The organism is Mycolicibacillus koreensis (genome assembly GCF_002104795.1).
In the GTDB taxonomy this organism is placed as follows: Bacteria; Actinomycetota; Actinomycetes; order Mycobacteriales; family Mycobacteriaceae; genus Mycobacterium; species Mycobacterium koreense.
In genome coordinates this window covers 1-1,564 of record NZ_NCXO01000103.1, presented here as the reverse complement: position 1 = coordinate 1,564, position 1,564 = coordinate 1, and the positions used below count along the sequence as shown (strand labels likewise).

Sequence of the window (1,564 nt, the reverse complement as noted above, 5' to 3'; positions counted from 1 at the left end):
CGGATGCCCGTCCGGGAGAGCGTCTTGAGGCGTTGTTCGCTGAACTGTCGGAGCTGACCGGGCAGCGCAACGCGATCGATGGGCGCATCGTGGAGATCGTCGCCGAGATCGACCACGACCAGCTGTGGGGTGCCACCGGGGCCCGATCCCTCGGGGCGCTGGTGGCCTGGAAGACCGGCTGCTCACCGAGCAACGCCGAGACCATCGCGACCGTGGCGCACCGAATCGAGGTGTTCCCCCGCTGCGCCGAAGGCATGCGAGAAGGCCGCTTCTCCCTCGACCAGATCGGGGCGATCGCAGCACGCGCCGCCGACGGATCCGACGAGCACTACGCCCAACTCGCCGGAGTCGCCACCGTCACCCAGCTACGCACCGCGGTCAAACTCGAACCCCGACCCGACCCCGAACCACGACCCCCACGCACCCCGACAATCAGCAAAACCAGCGACACCGAATTCGACTTCTGGCGCATCACCTTGCCCCACACCGAATCGGCGATGTTCGAAGCCGCCCTACACTCCCACGCCGACGCCCTCCACGCCGAATGGAAACGCACCCGCGACACCAACCATCCCGACAACGGCGACAGCAACGGCGGTAGCGGCGGCGGCGCGGCCCAAGCCCCGATGCCGACCACCATCGATGCGTTTATGCGGCTGGTCGAGACCAGCTGGGACAGCGAAGTCCAACGCCGACCACAGGGCCAACGCACCACCGTGGTAGTCCACCTCGACGTCGCCGAACACATCGGCGCCCTGCACCTGGGCCCACTGCTCACCGACGCCGAACGCCGCTACCTCACCTGCGACGCCACCTGCGAAGTCTGGTTCGAACGCGACGGCCAACCCATCGGCGCAGGCCGATCCACCCGCACCATCAACCGTCGACTACGCCGCGCCCTCGAGCATCGCTACCCCACCTGCGCCATCCCGGGATGCGACGCCACACGCGGCCTCCACGCCCACCACATCGTGCACTGGGAACACGGCGGACCCACCGATCTGAACAACCTGGTGCTGCTCTGCGCCTACCACCACCGCAGCCACCACCGCGGCACCATCACCATCACCGGCCCCGCCAGCAACCTCACCGTCACCGACGCCGACGGCAACACACTGCACCCCGGATCACTCGCCCACCCACCAACCACACCACCACCACAGGTCCCACCCTGCCCCGGACCAACCGGCGAACACGCCGACTGGTGGTGGTACCAACCATTCCAACCCCAACCACCACCCACCCCCAACTGACACCCCGTCACAGATCCGCCAACGCCGATGCCTAGTCTTCGAAATCCCTTCGCGTAGTCAGCTTTCCGGCACCAGAGGGTCGGGTTACCACAAACACCCGCGAGTCCGCGTCACCGATGAGCCTGGCCGGCAGTTGCACAGACGTCGCGATCTAGGGGCCAGGAGCTTGGCTCCACCACTGCGCTTCACGCACGGGCGACTACGGCAACGACTCCCATCGTCGTAACCGGAAATGACAGCGGTCGAACGGCCGTGTCTGCGAACCTCGCGGAGGAACACCGCGCGGCGGCGACGATCGGCGCCGATAGTCA

At 67.1% G+C, this 1,564-nt stretch carries 1 protein-coding gene; it reads left to right on the top strand.

All coding sequences use genetic code 11. The features are described 5' to 3' along the window. Positions 1-1,253, top strand: a 1,253-nt coding sequence (locus B8W67_RS20045; RefSeq protein ID WP_234806838.1) for an HNH endonuclease signature motif containing protein, incomplete at its 5' end; no start/stop codon positions are given. Positions 1,254-1,564: the final 311 nt, after the last annotated feature.